The organism is Ruegeria sp. CDSC085, from assembly GCF_059610465.1.
This window is the reverse complement of sequence record NZ_JBXWNR010000015.1, coordinates 30,598-43,959: the sequence shown is the minus strand read 5'-3', so window position 1 is coordinate 43,959 and position 13,362 is coordinate 30,598. Positions and strand designations below refer to the sequence as shown.

At 59.3% G+C, this 13,362-nt stretch carries 14 protein-coding genes; 8 read left to right on the top strand and 6 right to left on the bottom strand.

What is annotated here, in order from left to right:
- Nucleotide 1 precedes the first annotated feature (1 nt).
- A complete protein-coding gene (locus tag AC2FJB_RS17935; RefSeq protein WP_496719851.1) occupies nucleotides 2-1,186 on the bottom strand; it encodes a TIGR03862 family flavoprotein in 1,185 nt (394 codons plus the stop codon).
- Between the two features lie 48 nt (nucleotides 1,187-1,234).
- On the opposite strand from AC2FJB_RS17935, the gene AC2FJB_RS17930 reads away from it, so the two are divergent.
- On the top strand, nucleotides 1,235-1,531 hold the full coding sequence (locus AC2FJB_RS17930; RefSeq protein ID WP_496719793.1) for an HNH endonuclease: 297 nt from the start codon (nucleotides 1,235-1,237) through the stop codon (nucleotides 1,529-1,531).
- On the opposite strand, the gene AC2FJB_RS17925 is transcribed toward AC2FJB_RS17930, so the two are convergent.
- The 3 genes from AC2FJB_RS17925 to AC2FJB_RS17915 are packed head-to-tail and all read right to left on the bottom strand — an operon-like array spanning nucleotide 1,532 to nucleotide 3,614.
- Complete coding sequence (locus AC2FJB_RS17925) at nucleotides 1,532-2,269, bottom strand: VOC family protein (RefSeq protein ID WP_496719795.1); 738 nt, start codon at nucleotides 2,267-2,269, stop codon at nucleotides 1,532-1,534. It abuts the gene before it with no gap.
- Nucleotides 2,266-2,874 carry an enoyl-CoA hydratase/isomerase family protein gene (locus AC2FJB_RS17920; RefSeq protein ID WP_117872019.1) on the bottom strand — a complete coding sequence of 203 codons (609 nt, stop codon included), beginning with the start codon at nucleotides 2,872-2,874 and terminating at the stop codon, nucleotides 2,266-2,268. The genes AC2FJB_RS17925 and AC2FJB_RS17920 overlap by 4 nt, the downstream gene beginning before the upstream one ends.
- Entirely contained in the window at nucleotides 2,871-3,614 is a 744-nt protein-coding gene (locus AC2FJB_RS17915) for an SDR family oxidoreductase (RefSeq protein ID WP_117872017.1), read from the bottom strand. Before AC2FJB_RS17915 ends, AC2FJB_RS17920 begins: the two co-directional genes overlap by 4 nt.
- A gap of 140 nt (nucleotides 3,615-3,754) precedes the next feature.
- Between AC2FJB_RS17915 and AC2FJB_RS17910 the strand changes: the two genes are divergently transcribed.
- The 5 genes from AC2FJB_RS17910 (at nucleotide 3,755) to lpxK (ending at nucleotide 9,798) form a co-directional block, all read left to right on the top strand.
- Nucleotides 3,755-5,269, top strand: a complete 1,515-nt coding sequence (locus AC2FJB_RS17910) for a DUF2125 domain-containing protein (RefSeq protein WP_496818784.1) — start codon at nucleotides 3,755-3,757, stop codon at nucleotides 5,267-5,269.
- A 172-nt stretch (nucleotides 5,270-5,441) separates the two neighbouring features.
- A complete protein-coding gene (locus AC2FJB_RS17905; protein ID WP_496719799.1) occupies nucleotides 5,442-6,788 on the top strand; it encodes a TldD/PmbA family protein in 1,347 nt (448 codons plus the stop codon).
- Nucleotides 6,775-7,575, top strand: a complete 801-nt coding sequence (locus AC2FJB_RS17900; protein WP_496719801.1) for an inositol monophosphatase family protein — start codon at nucleotides 6,775-6,777, stop codon at nucleotides 7,573-7,575. The genes AC2FJB_RS17905 and AC2FJB_RS17900 overlap by 14 nt, the downstream gene beginning before the upstream one ends.
- Nucleotides 7,572-8,810: a 3-deoxy-D-manno-octulosonic acid transferase gene (locus AC2FJB_RS17895; protein ID WP_496719803.1), complete on the top strand. Its 1,239-nt coding sequence runs from the start codon at nucleotides 7,572-7,574 to the stop codon at nucleotides 8,808-8,810. The genes AC2FJB_RS17900 and AC2FJB_RS17895 overlap by 4 nt, the downstream gene beginning before the upstream one ends.
- Nucleotides 8,797-9,798, top strand: a complete 1,002-nt coding sequence (gene lpxK / locus AC2FJB_RS17890) for a tetraacyldisaccharide 4'-kinase (protein WP_496719805.1) — start codon at nucleotides 8,797-8,799, stop codon at nucleotides 9,796-9,798. The genes AC2FJB_RS17895 and lpxK overlap by 14 nt, the downstream gene beginning before the upstream one ends.
- A 39-nt stretch (nucleotides 9,799-9,837) precedes the next feature.
- Here the strand turns inward: lpxK and AC2FJB_RS17885 are convergent, their stop codons facing one another.
- Both AC2FJB_RS17885 and AC2FJB_RS17880 read right to left on the bottom strand, forming a co-directional pair.
- Nucleotides 9,838-10,500, bottom strand: coding sequence for a DsbA family protein (locus AC2FJB_RS17885; RefSeq protein ID WP_299900999.1), 663 nt, complete (start codon nucleotides 10,498-10,500; stop codon nucleotides 9,838-9,840).
- A 13-nt stretch (nucleotides 10,501-10,513) separates the two neighbouring features.
- Nucleotides 10,514-11,020 (bottom strand): DUF721 domain-containing protein, encoded by a 507-nt coding sequence (locus tag AC2FJB_RS17880; protein WP_496719807.1) that lies wholly within the window; start codon nucleotides 11,018-11,020, stop codon nucleotides 10,514-10,516.
- Between the two features lie 81 nt (nucleotides 11,021-11,101).
- On the opposite strand from AC2FJB_RS17880, the gene mutY reads away from it, so the two are divergent.
- Entirely contained in the window at nucleotides 11,102-12,157 is a 1,056-nt protein-coding gene (gene mutY, locus AC2FJB_RS17875; RefSeq protein ID WP_496719809.1) for an A/G-specific adenine glycosylase, read from the top strand.
- A gap of 61 nt (nucleotides 12,158-12,218) precedes the next feature.
- On the top strand, nucleotides 12,219-13,355 hold the full coding sequence (locus AC2FJB_RS17870; RefSeq protein ID WP_496675453.1) for an alkane 1-monooxygenase: 1,137 nt from the start codon (nucleotides 12,219-12,221) through the stop codon (nucleotides 13,353-13,355).
- The last annotated feature ends 7 nt before the right edge of the window (nucleotides 13,356-13,362 follow it).

The window sequence follows — 13,362 nt, the reverse complement described above, 5'->3', positions numbered from 1 at the left end:
ATCACTTGGCCGTTTCAAGCCAATCTGCGGCGGCCTGACCGGCCCAGCGCCCAGTAGCAAAGCAAGCCGTGAGCAGATATCCCCCGGTTGGGGCCTCCCAATCCAGCATTTCACCGGTGCAGAACACACCCGGCAGGGCCGTCAGCATCAGCCCGTCATCCAGCGCTGTCCGTTTCACACCACCTGCGGTCGAAATGGCTTCATCCATCGGGCGAAGTCCGGCATGCCGGATTGGCAGCTTTTTCAACATGCTCACTTGCACGGATTGAGAGTGGCCGCCGCGTTTTGCCATTTCATGAAATAGGGCGATTTTCTGAGCGGACAGGTTCAGCGACTTTCTCATCCACTGGGATAACGTTGTTTTTGACCGTTTTGCAGAAAACCGCGCCAGCAGAACCTGTCGATCCAGATCGGGCATCAGATCAACAAACAAAGGCTTCCCCGTACGCATGGCCGGTGTCAGAGAATAAAGCCCGCCGCCCTCCAGACCGGTCTCGGAAATCGCTGCCTCTCCTCGACTCTCAAGGTCGCCTGCAATCCATCGGACCGATTTCAATGCGGCCCCGAAATGAGGCTGCATATGAGAGCTCCAATCGACTGAAATAGCTGAGTTCGCAGGTTCAAACGGAGCCAGAGCCACACCTTTACTGCCCAATATCTGCGCCCAGTGACCGTCCGAGCCAAGGCGGGCCCAGCTTGCGCCGCCCAGTGCCAGCACGGTGGCATCCGCTGAGATACTGCGCCGCCCGTCCGGGGTGTCAAACACCAGCGCTTCACCGTCCCAGCCGGTCCAACGCCAGCGGGTCCTGACCTCGAACCCGGACTCGCCCAACCGTGCCAGCCAGGCCCGCAACAAAGGCGAGGCCTTCATGGATTCAGGAAATACACGCCCCGTCGAGCCGACAAACAGCGTCTGACCCAGATCACGCGCCCAGCGCTGCACCGCCTCGGCATCAAAGGCTGTAATGATCGGGCGCAACCAATCCGCCGCCACACCATAGGCGCGGATCAGGTCATCAAGCTGCTCGTCCTTGGTCAGGTTCAGACCCGACTTCCCGGCCATCAGGAACTTGCGCGCGACCGAAGGTTTGGCCTCGGCCACCAATACGGAATGCCCGGCTGCTGCCAGTTGCTCGGCTGCCATCAACCCGGCGGGGCCTGCTCCGATCACCACTGCCTGCGCCATTCGCACCCTCTTGCCTTCGCCCGTCACAGGCGCAAGTTTCATATCGTCATGACGAACAGCGATCCGATCTGCCCGCTTTGCGGCCGCCCGATCCCCGACGGGGGTGGCAGCCTGCATCATCTGATCCCAAAACTCAAAGGAGGCAAGGGCGGACCGACCGTTCTGCTGCATCAGATCTGCCACAAAGAGGTGCACGCCACCCTGACCGAAGCCGAACTGGCGCGCAGTTTCAACACGGTCGAGGCCTTGCGTGCGCATCCAAGGCTTGAGAAATTTCTGATCTGGGTTCGCAAACGCCCACCCGGGTTTCGTTCGAAAGTTCCGGGCAAGCGGCGCGAGAGGTGATCAGCCCGGCAGGATCGGGTCGCCGAAAGTATCTGTCAGTGGTTCGGACAGACCTTCGATCTCGATACCCAGAAAGTCCGGCACATGCGCGAATTGTGCGCCCGCAATATGCTGGAATTCCATCGTCGTATAGGCGCGTTTCCACAGCCATTCGCGGTTTTCAACAGCCCAAAGATCAGGATTGGGAGGGGTTTCGTCCATAAAGGCATAGAAATGCAGATCGAAGCCGTAGGGGACGACCTCCTGCATCGACAACAACGACATGCCCTGGGCACGCCAGAACGCGTCTTCGGCGGCAATATCGCCGGTTCGAAGGGTAATCTGGCCGATCCGAGCCTGCGCAAAGGGCGCGTCGGGGTCCGCCGCATGCGGCGGTCGGTTGCCTTCGAAATCATGTTGCAGCAGTTCGATGACGAACCCTTCGGGATCCGCAAGATGGCACATGTAGCCGATGTCCAGAAACTGGTTCGGCGCGCTCACTGGAACGTCAAACCTGCGCAGATGAGCCGCGGCAAGATCGACATCCGGTACAGTGATTCCTATCTTCCAGTACCGCTGCCCCTTGTCATGGGTGTACCCTCCTCCACCCGGCAGCAACAAAATGTCTGCGTCTGCGCCGTCATAGCCGACACGACGGTCGGTTTCTGCTTCGCGAACGAACATGCCCAGAACGTCGCGATAAAACGTGGCCAGCCGATCCGGATCAGCGACCCGCACGCGTAGTGCAGACAGCCTCATGAGCACAACCTTGCGATTCCCGCTGCGATCTCGGGGGCGGCGTTCACGCTGTCGGCCACCAGATCGCGTGCGGCTTGCATCAGGTGATCGGGGTCGACAATCCGGTCCACCAGGCCAAATTCATACGCTTCCTGCGCGGTGATTTTCTGACCGGCCACAAGAATCAACTTTGTCCTTGCCGGTCCGACCAGAGCCGCCAGCCGCGCGGGGTCGGACGGTTGTGGCAGAAACCCCAGCTTCATCACCGGATAGAAGAACTTGGCCGACGGCACGGCAATGCGCAGATCACAGGCCAGTGCCATACCATTGGCCCCGCCGGCCAAGGTGCCGTTCAGTGCGGCGACGGTCAGACAGGGCAGCGCGGCAATGGCGCCAGACAGTCTTTCCCAGACATCCGACCTGGCCAGACCGGCGCGTGCCTCGTCCAGATCCGCCCCGGCGCTGAACACTTTGCCCGCGCCGGTCAGGATCAACGCCTTCGCGTCTTTCGCAGACTCGGCAATCTCGGCCAGTTCTGACAGCATGGCCCCCGTCAGGGCGTTTGCTTTGTCAGGGTTATTGATCGTGACAATCCAGAGGCCGTCCTCTTTGGTCAATTCGATCATATCAGCCCGGCCCGCTTGCGAATGTCATCAAGCCGCAGCGAAATTTCAGTGCCAAGGAATTCATCTGCATCATCGGAGCACATCCACAGCAGCGCCCGTGCGGGCCAATCTGCGGGGATGTGGACATCCCAGTCCAGCTGACTGACGGGATTGATGCCGCTGGCCTTGATCGAACGCTGCATTTCGGTGGCCACCGTCCCCGGTGAAAGACCCATGGCGCGAATACCATTATGGGCTTCTTCCAGATGCAGGCATTCCGTGAGCATCTTGGCCCCGGCCTTCGAGGCGCAATAATGGCTCCAGGCTTCGACCGGGTTCGACGCTGCACCGGACGAGATCGTAAGAATACTCCCCCCTCCAGCGGCCCGCATCACCGGCAACGCCGCGCGCATACCGTAGAAAATGCCTTTCAGGTTGATGTCGATGGCCTTGCTCCACGCCGCTGTATCAGCGTTCGAGAGATGAAAGATCGGATCGATCACACCCGCATTGCCGATCAGAACATCCAGCCCACCGAACCGGTCCACGCATGTGGCCACGGCTTGCTCGACCTGCGCGAAATCGCTGACGTCACAGGCCAGTGCGATGGCCTGATTGCCCAATTCTGCGGCCAGCGCGTCAATTTGATCATGGCTGCGGGCCACCAATGCGACATTGGCACCAGCTGCGGCAAAAACGCGCCCTGCCTCGGCCCCAATTCCACGGCTGGCCCCGGTTATGAGAACAGTTTTTTCCTGCATTTGCCCCTCCTCACGCATTGCAATCTCTGTCGGCTACAGCCGTAACGCGGAAACGGGGAAAGGGTCCAGCCCTTGCCCCCTTGACGATACCGGCTGCAAACCCGACCATGCGCCACAAATTGATCAAGAAGGGTTACCTTATGTCCGTTTTCCTTAGCCGCAGCTGCGGCGCTGCTCTGGCTTATGCCGTTGCCACCCAAGGGGCGTTTGCCGACCTGTCAGCCAATGATGTCTGGTCCGACTGGCAGAGTTATTTCACCTCGATGGGTTACACCATCACAGGGGACGAAAGCACCGCAGGCGACGTTACCACAATTTCAAACATGACGCTTTCAGTGGCCTTTCCCGAAGAGGAAGGGCAGTTTCGGATGGTCATGCCAGAAATGACACTGACCGAAAATGATGACGGGACCGTTACCATTGGACTGCCGGAAAGCTTTCCCATGGAAGTCACCGGACAGGCCGAAGATGAAGATTTTGCGGCCACCGTCACCTATTCCCACAGCCAACTGAACATGGTCGTTTCAGGCACGCCAGAAGACATGACCTATGATTACACGGCTGACCAGCTGGGGGTGAAACTGGACTCGATTGAGGTCGACGGCCAGCCTTTGCCGAATGAAGTCTTTGGCATAAATGCCGAAGCAAGCGATCTGTCCGGCAGCTCGCGGATGCAGATCGGCGATAATCGCAATATCAGCCAGACCTTCAACGCAGCCACTTTAACCTATGATTTGAACTTTCAGGATCCTGAAAGCGGCGAAAACGGGCTGATCAACGGTCAACTGGATCAACTGGCATTTGAAGGCAACAACGTGATCCCCCCAGATTTTGACTTTTCGGACCCAGAAGCCTTTTACAAGGCTGGTTTCTCGTTTGACGGCACCTTCACCTATGCTTCCGGCAGCACTGATCTGAGCGGGACCAGCGAAGGTCAGGCGTTCTCGATGAACAGCACATCCGAAGGCGGGCGATTTGCAGCCAGCATCGATGCAGAGCGTATCGTCTATGACATTGACCAGAACAGCACGAAGATGGCCGTTACCACGGCGGGCTTGCCGTTCCCGATCGAGCTTTCGATGGCCAAGGCTGGCCTGAACTTCGAATTCCCCATCCAGCAATCGGACGAAGTTCAACCCTTCGGCTTTGGGCTGAACCTGACTGATTTCACCATGTCGGACATATTGTGGGGCATTTTCGATCCTGCGGGCGCACTGCCGCGTGATCCTGCGACGATTGCGTTGGATGCGACGGGTACTGCGAAAGTGCTGATGAACATATTCGATCCTGAAATCGACGTCGAATCCGACGAAGCGCCGGGAGAACTGCACTCGTTGAAGATCAACGACCTGCTGGTTTCGCTGGTTGGCGCCAAACTGACCGGTGACGGTGATTTTGCTTTCGACAACACCAATACCGAAGAGTTTGATGGCCTGCCCAGCCCAAGCGGCGTGGCGAACCTGCAACTGGTTGGAGCCAACCAGTTGATCGACACCCTGATCGGCATGGGAATCATCTCGGACGAAGACGCGCTGGGTGCCCGTATGATGATGGGTCTGATGGCTGTTCCGGGCGAAGAACCGGACACTCTGAACTCGAAGATCGAGTTCACCGAAGACGGTCAGATCCTGGCGAATGGTCAGCGTATCAAGTGACAAGCAAAGGAAAGGGCCGCGCAACATGCGGCCCTTTCTCCGTCCTGCCGACCCTTGCACAAACCTCTGAAACGGCACGGGTTCACCGCGATCCTCAACATACAATCTGGTCACAGGTCTTGCGAGACGGGCAGTCCAAGGCTAGGTCCTTGGCAACCAACCCGGAGGCCTCATGACCCGCACACCAGAAGAAATCAGCCAGCACTTGCTTGACGCGGCCCGTAAGGCAGGCGCGGACGCGGCGGATGCCATCGTTCTCGACGGATCCTCTGTTTCGGTCGAAGTGCGGGGCGGGGCGCTGGAACACGCCGAACGCTCGGAAGGCACTGATTTGGGATTGCGGGTGTTTCTGGGCAAACGATCTGCCATTGTGTCCAGTTCCGACAGCCGGCCGGATACCTTGCGTGCGATGGCAGAACGAGCCGTTGCGATGGCCAAGGAAGCCCCCGAAGATCCGTTTTCCGGGCTGGCTGACAAGGACCAGCTGGTCACAGCCTGGGACATAGAGTCACTGGAATTGACAGACCCTGCCCCGTCCCCGTCTGCCGAAGCCCTGATGCAGGATGCTCTGACGGCCGAGACCGCAGCGCTGGCCGTTACCGGCGTTACCCAAGTGTCAGATGCGGCTGCAAGCTATGGAACCCACCGTGTGCATCTGGCCGCCACAAACGGGTTTACCGGCGGATATGAACGCAGTAGCCGGTCGATATCCTGTGTTGCGATCTCGGGCGAAGGCACCGGGATGGAACGGGACTATGACGGCGACAGCCGGACGTTCCAATCCGACTTGCGCAACGCGGATGAGATCGGTCGCTCCGCAGGCGAACGCGCCGTGCAACAGGTTGGTGCGCGCAAACCTGAAACGGGTAATTTTCCCGTGCTCTTTGACGAACGAATCTCATCTTCGCTCATCGGCCACCTTCTGGCCGCCAGCAATGGTGCGGCAATTGCGCGGGGCGCATCCTGGCTCAAGGATTGTCTGGGGCAGGACGTTCTGCCCGTGCACCTGTCTCTGATCGAAGACCCGCATCGGCCACGCATCTCGGGCTCGCGCCCTTTTGATGCCGAGGGTTTGCCGACACAACGCCGGGCAATCGTGGAAAACGGCGTCCTGACCGGGTGGACGCTGGACCTGTCAAGCGGGCGAAAACTGGATATGGCGTCCACGGGTAACGCTGCACGCGGGGTCTCGGGCCCGCCTTCTCCCAGCAACTGGAACCTGAGTCTGACACAAGGCGATCACAGCCGTGCCGATCTGCTGCGCGATATGGGAACCGGGTTGTTGGTCACATCCATGATCGGATCGACGATCAACCCCAATACCGGTGACTATTCCCGAGGTGCATCGGGGTTCTGGGTCGAGAGTGGCGAGATCACGCATCCGGTCAATGAATGCACCATCGCGGGCAATCTACGGGACATGCTGCGCAGGATCATTCCGGCGAATGATGCCCGCCCGTATCTGTCGCGCGTGGTTCCGTCGCTTCTGATCGAAGGAATGACACTTGCCGGCAACTGACCTGCCCCTGCTGATCGAGGCGGCGCTGGAGGCCGGCAAGATCGCCACACGCTATTCCGGCACGCAAGCACAGCGCTGGGACAAGCCTGACGGCGCCGGGCCAGTGACCGAAGCGGATCTTGCTGTCAACGCGATGCTGGAGGAGCGGTTGTGTTCAGCGCGGCCGGGCTATGGCTGGCTCAGTGAGGAATCCGACGACTCACCCGACCGGCTGAACCGCAGCAACACTTTCATCATCGATCCGATCGACGGCACCCGAAGCTTTGCAGAAGGCGCGCGCACCTGGGCACATTCCATAGCCGTCGCCGATGACGGCGTGGTGACGGCGGCGGTCATTTACCTGCCGATGCGGGATTTGCTGTACACGGCGGCACAGGGTCAGGGCGCGACTCTCAATGGTGAGACGATCACGACCTCCGTTACCGCAGAGCTTTTGCAATCAGAAATTCTGGCCGCCAAGCCAAACCTTGACGCTCGGCATTGGCGCAACGCGCAGGCACCAGAGTTCGAACGCGCGTACCGCCCTTCGCTTGCCTATCGCATGGCTTTGGTTGCACAAGGACGGTTCGATGGCATGCTGACCCTTCGCCCCAGTTGGGAATGGGACATTGCCGCAGGCGACCTGATCATTCAAGAGGCAGGCGGAATCTGTTCGGACCGTACGGGTCAAAAGCTGATCTTCAACAATGCGCACCCCAGGCTGAACGGCGTGATCGCAGCCAGCACCGCGATTCACCAGCAACTGTCCGCATTGCTGGACCCGGCCGGGCCGGGAATCGGAACATGAGCAAACCGCGCTCGCTCAGCCTGGCCGCCTACAGGGTGTTGTCATGGGGCATGCGCAACGGGGTTGCGCCGCAATCCAACATGCCGCGCCCCGAAGGAGAGTTGGTATGGATACAGGTTGCCACTTCGGATCGACTGCGGGCTGTGACCGACTTCTGCCGTCGGTTGCTGCAGGTCAGGGCCAATCTGAATTTCCTGCTCACAGTCCCCCCGGATGAGGATTTGTCCAACTGGCCGGATTGCAAGTTCCCTTTAATCAACTTGCCGCAGGAACAGAGTGGAGCAGCCCGCGAGTTTGTCGAATACTGGCGTCCGAACATGGGGGTGTGGGTCGGTGGCGACCTGATGCCCAACATCATCACGCGCGCTGACGAACAGGCGATCCCGCTGGTCTTGTTCGACGCTCAGTTCAGCGTCACACTGTCCCGAAACGCCCGTTGGCTGCCGGACATCACACGGGTGACCTTTGACTGTTTCCGCAAGATTCTTACGCCATCCGCCGAGACGGCGCGGCAAATCCGCCGTCTCGGCATTCAATCCGGAAAAGTTGCGGAATCACCGCCTTTGCGGATTAGCCCCGACCCCCGGCCCTGGCCGGAAGACGAGCTTATTGAAACCACTCACACGCTTGCGGGGCGCCCGGTTTGGTTGGCGGCATGGGTTCAGGACAAGGAATTTATCTCGGTCCTGACAGCCCACCGTCAGGCGCTGCGGATGCTGCATCGGCTGGTTCTGGTGCTGCACGTCGCAGATGAACCAGAAGTGATGCCGTTAAGACGGCGATTGGAATCGATGGACCTGCGCTGCGTCAATTGGGATGAAGGGGATCTGATTGAAGATACCACTCAGGTGGTCCTGACATCGGACCCCGAAAATCTGGGCCTGTGGCATCGCATGGCAGCAGTGACCTTCATGGGCAGTTCGCTTGAACGCGGAGCGGGCGGTCAAGACCCGTCCGAAGCAATCGCGCTGGGGTCTGCGATCATGTTCGGACCGCATGTGCATCGACATCAGGAATTCTATTCCAGCCTGCGGCAAGTGAACGCTGCCAAGGAGGTTAAAACGGCGACCGAACTGGGCGACGCCGTTGTGCAGCTTCTGGCCCCGGATCGAGCGGCCGACATGGCGTTGGCGGGATGGCAATTGTTAACCGAAGGCGCACCACAGGCTGACGCCCTGATCGAATTGGTGCAGGATATTCTGGATCAGCGGAGTGCGGATCATGCGGGCACCTGATTTCTGGAACACGAGCCCGGACCAACCGGATCTGAGGGCGCGTCTGCTGGCGCCTTTTGGACGCCTTTATGCAGCGGCAACCGCGCGAAGGATCGCCTCGGAGACCGGTGAAAAACCCGGTGTGCCAGTGATCTGTATCGGCAACCTCAATGCCGGTGGAACCGGGAAGACGCCCACGGTGATCTGGACTCTCGAACAACTAAGAAATGGCTGGCATGAACCACATGTCGTCACGCGGGGGCACGGAGGCTCTTTGGAGGGGCCGGTGCGGGTTGATCCGGCCAAGCACACTGCTGCCGAAGTTGGGGACGAGCCGCTGCTTCTGGCGATGTTCGCCGAAGTCTGGGTTGCCAAAGATCGGGCGGCAGGCGCCCGTGCAGCTGCCGGGGGCGGGGCCTCGGTAATTGTTCTGGATGACGGCTTTCAGAATCCCTCGGTTGCCAAGGATTTCTCGATCATTGTTGTGGATGCACAACGCGGGTTCGGAAACGGCTTGTGTCTGCCTGCCGGTCCGCTGCGGGAACCGGTCGACATCGGGTTGAAACGGGCCGACCTTGTGTTGTCTCTGGGCGATGAGGCTACACAACAGGCTTTCACCGATCAGTGGGGCGACAAGTTGTCCGTTCCCCATGTCACTGGTGCAATCGAACCCCTGAAAACAGGCATGGACTGGACCGGAACACGCGGTCTGGCATTTGCCGGTATCGGCCATCCCGAGAAATTCTTCAAAACCCTGCGGCAGCTAGGCGTGGAGCTGGTCCGAGCCGAAGCTCTGGACGATCACCAGCCCTTGACTCAGGCCCTGATGACCCGACTGGAAAACGAGGCGCGCCAGCTAGGTGCTCAGATGATCACAACTGAGAAAGATGCCGTACGCCTGCCTCCGGCCTTTCGGAGCAAAGTTATCACTCTGCCCATTCGATTGCATATTGGCCAAGCTGACGAGGTCAGGGAAATGCTGCTGAACGCAGCACCTTCACCAAAATAGGCCCGGTCGGCCCAGACAGGGCCAACCGGAAAAGGGTGGTTAGCCACCCAATTCGTCTTCGATCAGCTTTTTGAAGTCAGCGTAGGACTGGTTGTCGACTTTCTTGCCGTTCACAAGGAACGACGGAGTCGCCTGGATGCCATCACGTTCGGCGTTTTCCTGATACCACGCAGCCAATGTCCGCGCCTTGGTGCCATCTTGCAGGCAAGCCTCAAGCTGGTCGCCATCGATACCGGCCAGACGACCGATCTTGCGCAGCTCGTCCACGATCTCGGCCGGACCACCAGCACGTGACCATTCGGCTTGCCCTTCGTAGATCAGGTCTGTGATACCGAAGAACTTCTCGGGGCCGGCGCAGCGGGCCACCATCGATGCCCAAAGGCCGTAGCGGTCAAAATAGACTTCACGGTAGGTAAATTTGACCTTGCCGGTGTCGATGAAGTCTTTCTTGAGTTGCTTATAGGCGCCTGTGTGGAAATTTGCGCAATGCGGGCAGGTATAGGATGCATATTCGATGATTTCGACAGGCGCATCCTCAGCGCCCTGGACCATATCGACGATCGTCGAAGTATCCAGGTCTGCCTCCTGCGCTTCGGCAGCACTGACCAGCGGAAAGGTGACGTTGGTGTTCGACTGTGTCAGCCAATAGCCGCCAGCGGCTACGGCGACAGCCGCACAGATTACGGTTGCAATACGGCTCATTCTCAGCCCTTTCTTAGCGTTTCTGTTTGGATAAAACGTTGCGCCCGAGACGTTCAAGGGCCGCGCGCAAATCTTCATCATTTACATTGCGTGACACTTTGTCAGCCTCGGCGGCAATGTCAGGCGCAATCTTGGGTTTAGCCTGCTTCGGCTTGTGGTCGAAACTGGCCTGCCCCTCGGCAAATCCGGTCGGAGCGGTCTGGGTAATGCGGACGCGGCTGATGGCGTTATAGCCATAGACCGCATTCACCTTGCCGCGAAGCTGTTCCTTCTGCATTTCCAGCATCGGAGCCTGTGGTCCGGTCGTCAGAACGGTCAGGGTCGCACCAATACCGCCCTTGCCATAACCCACTTTGACCGGGCGTGCGATGGCGGCGATTTCCTGGCCGACGATCTCGGCCCAATGGGTCAAAAGCCGAGAGACGGCAAAACCCCGGCTTTCCCCGGCGCGCCTGATCTGATCGTTCAGCAAGGACGCGGTGCGTTTGAACCCACGGGTCGAAGAACGTCTGCGTTGCATCTGGTTTCCAGCTCCTACACCTCTATTGTACTGAGCAGGGCACCGGGTGCCAGAGAAACCCGACAGGGAGATGGATAAAACTTGCGTGACTCTGCTGAATTGACCGTCAGTGATGCGTTGCTGGAGTGGTACGACCGCCACGCCCGCGAAATGCCATGGCGCACGGGTCCGGCGGATCGCGCCGCCGGCATACGTCCGGACCCGTATCAGGTCTGGTTGTCCGAAGTGATGCTACAGCAAACAACAGTTGCGGCGGTGCGTGACTATTTCCTGCGTTTCACCACCCGTTGGCCCACGGTTCAGGCCCTGGCCGCCGCACCGGACGAACAGATCATGGGAGAATGGGCCGGGCTTGGCTACTACGCTCGCGCCCGCAATCTGTTGAAATGCGCGCGTGCTGTCACGCAGGATCACGATGGCCGGTTTCCCGACAACTTTGAAGCCCTGCTGGAACTACCCGGTATTGGCCCCTATACAGCGGCTGCGATCTCGGCCATTGCATTCGATCAGCCCGAAACCGTGCTGGACGGAAACGTCGAACGGGTCATGGCCCGGTTCTATGACATTCACGATCCGTTGCCCGGCTCCAAACCCGTGCTGAAAGAAAAAGCGTCGGCTCTGACTCCGACCTCACGCCCTGGCGATTACGCGCAGGCGGTCATGGACTTGGGGGCCACCATCTGCACGCCGAAGTCACCGGCTTGCGGCATCTGCCCCCTGCGTGAACCCTGCCAGAGTCGCGTCGCAGGAACCCAAGCCGACCTGCCAAGAAAAACACCCAAAAAACCCAAGCCGACCCGCTATGGGCACGTGTATGTCGCGCGTATGGCAGACGGTGCCATGGTGCTGGAACGCCGGCCTGACAAAGGTCTGCTGGGCGGAATGCTGGGTTGGCCCGGATCAGAATGGAACGATGACCCCACCGAACGTGCCCCGTTCCCTTCGACATGGAAAATCTTGCCGGGCGAAGTGCGCCACACGTTTACACATTTCCACCTGATTCTGCGGATCTGGAGCACGGATGCCGTCCATCGGGACGTACCCAAACATCTGACCGTGGTAGACAAACACAGCTTCAGACCCAGCGACCTGCCAACAGTAATGCGAAAGGTCTTTGATCTGTGGAGAGGACAATAAGTCCGCTGTGCAAGTCTTCAGGTCATGGCTAGGGTATGCTCATAAAGTCGGAGCAGAAAAGATGATCGCAACAGGCACATTGTCCCGCTGGCAATCTGCATCTCCTTTCTGGGTGTCGCTGCTGTTGGTTCCGCTGGTCTGGTTTTCAGCTGCTACCGGTGGATGGTCACTGCTGCTGGTTCCTGCCGCAACCTGGTGGGTCTTTGCAGTGATGGACCGGATCACCGGGCTCAACACTCAAAACGCCGACCCCGAGGCACCTGACACGGCGCTGCAATGGTACATTTTGCTGACAAAACTCTGGGTCCCGATCCAGTTCATCACCCTTTTTGGTCTGATCTGGTACGCAACCCACAACACCCATCTGTCAACGCTTGAGAAAATCGGCCTCTTCTTTGGCATGGGCGTCATTTCGGGCACGATTGGGATTAATTACAGCCACGAGTTGATGCACCAGAAAAGCCGCTTGGAACGCTGGCTGGGTGACATCCTTCTTGCCATGGTGCTGTATTCTCATTTTCGGTCCGAGCACCTGTTGGTCCATCACCGCCATGTCGGCACCCCGCGCGATCCGGTAACGGCGCGCTACAACGAAGGGTTTCATCGCTTCTATCCCCGCGTTCTGTGGCAATGCTGGGTTTCGGCCTTCAGCGCCGAGCGCGACAAGCTAGCCCGCGTCGACAGACCGTGGACAGATCGATCAAACCCGTTCTGGCGGTACTGGGCGCTGCAGGGTGGGATGCTGGTACTGGCCGGCCTGATCGGAGGATGGTCCGGCGTGGCGCTGTTTCTGCTACAGGCTGGTGTCGCGATCTGGCAGCTCGAGCTGGTCAACTACGTGGAACATTACGGCCTGACCCGAAAACACCTGGGCGACGGACGGTACGAGCATGTCCTGCCACGCCATTCGTGGAATGCCTCGCAGAAAGCGTCGAACTGGTTGCTGATCAACCTTCAGCGCCATTCGGACCACCATTACAAACCCAACCGCCGGTTTCCGCTGCTGCAACATCACGCGTCAGACACAGCCCCGCAATTACCTTATGGCTATCCCGTCATGACCGTGGCCGCGATGATCCCTCCGCTGTGGCGGCGGGTCATGAACCCGCGCGTTCGCGCGTGGCGACGCCACTATTATCCCGAGATCACCGACTGGCACCCCTACAACAAATCTCTGAACCCGATGCCCAAAGCGTGACCGCAGC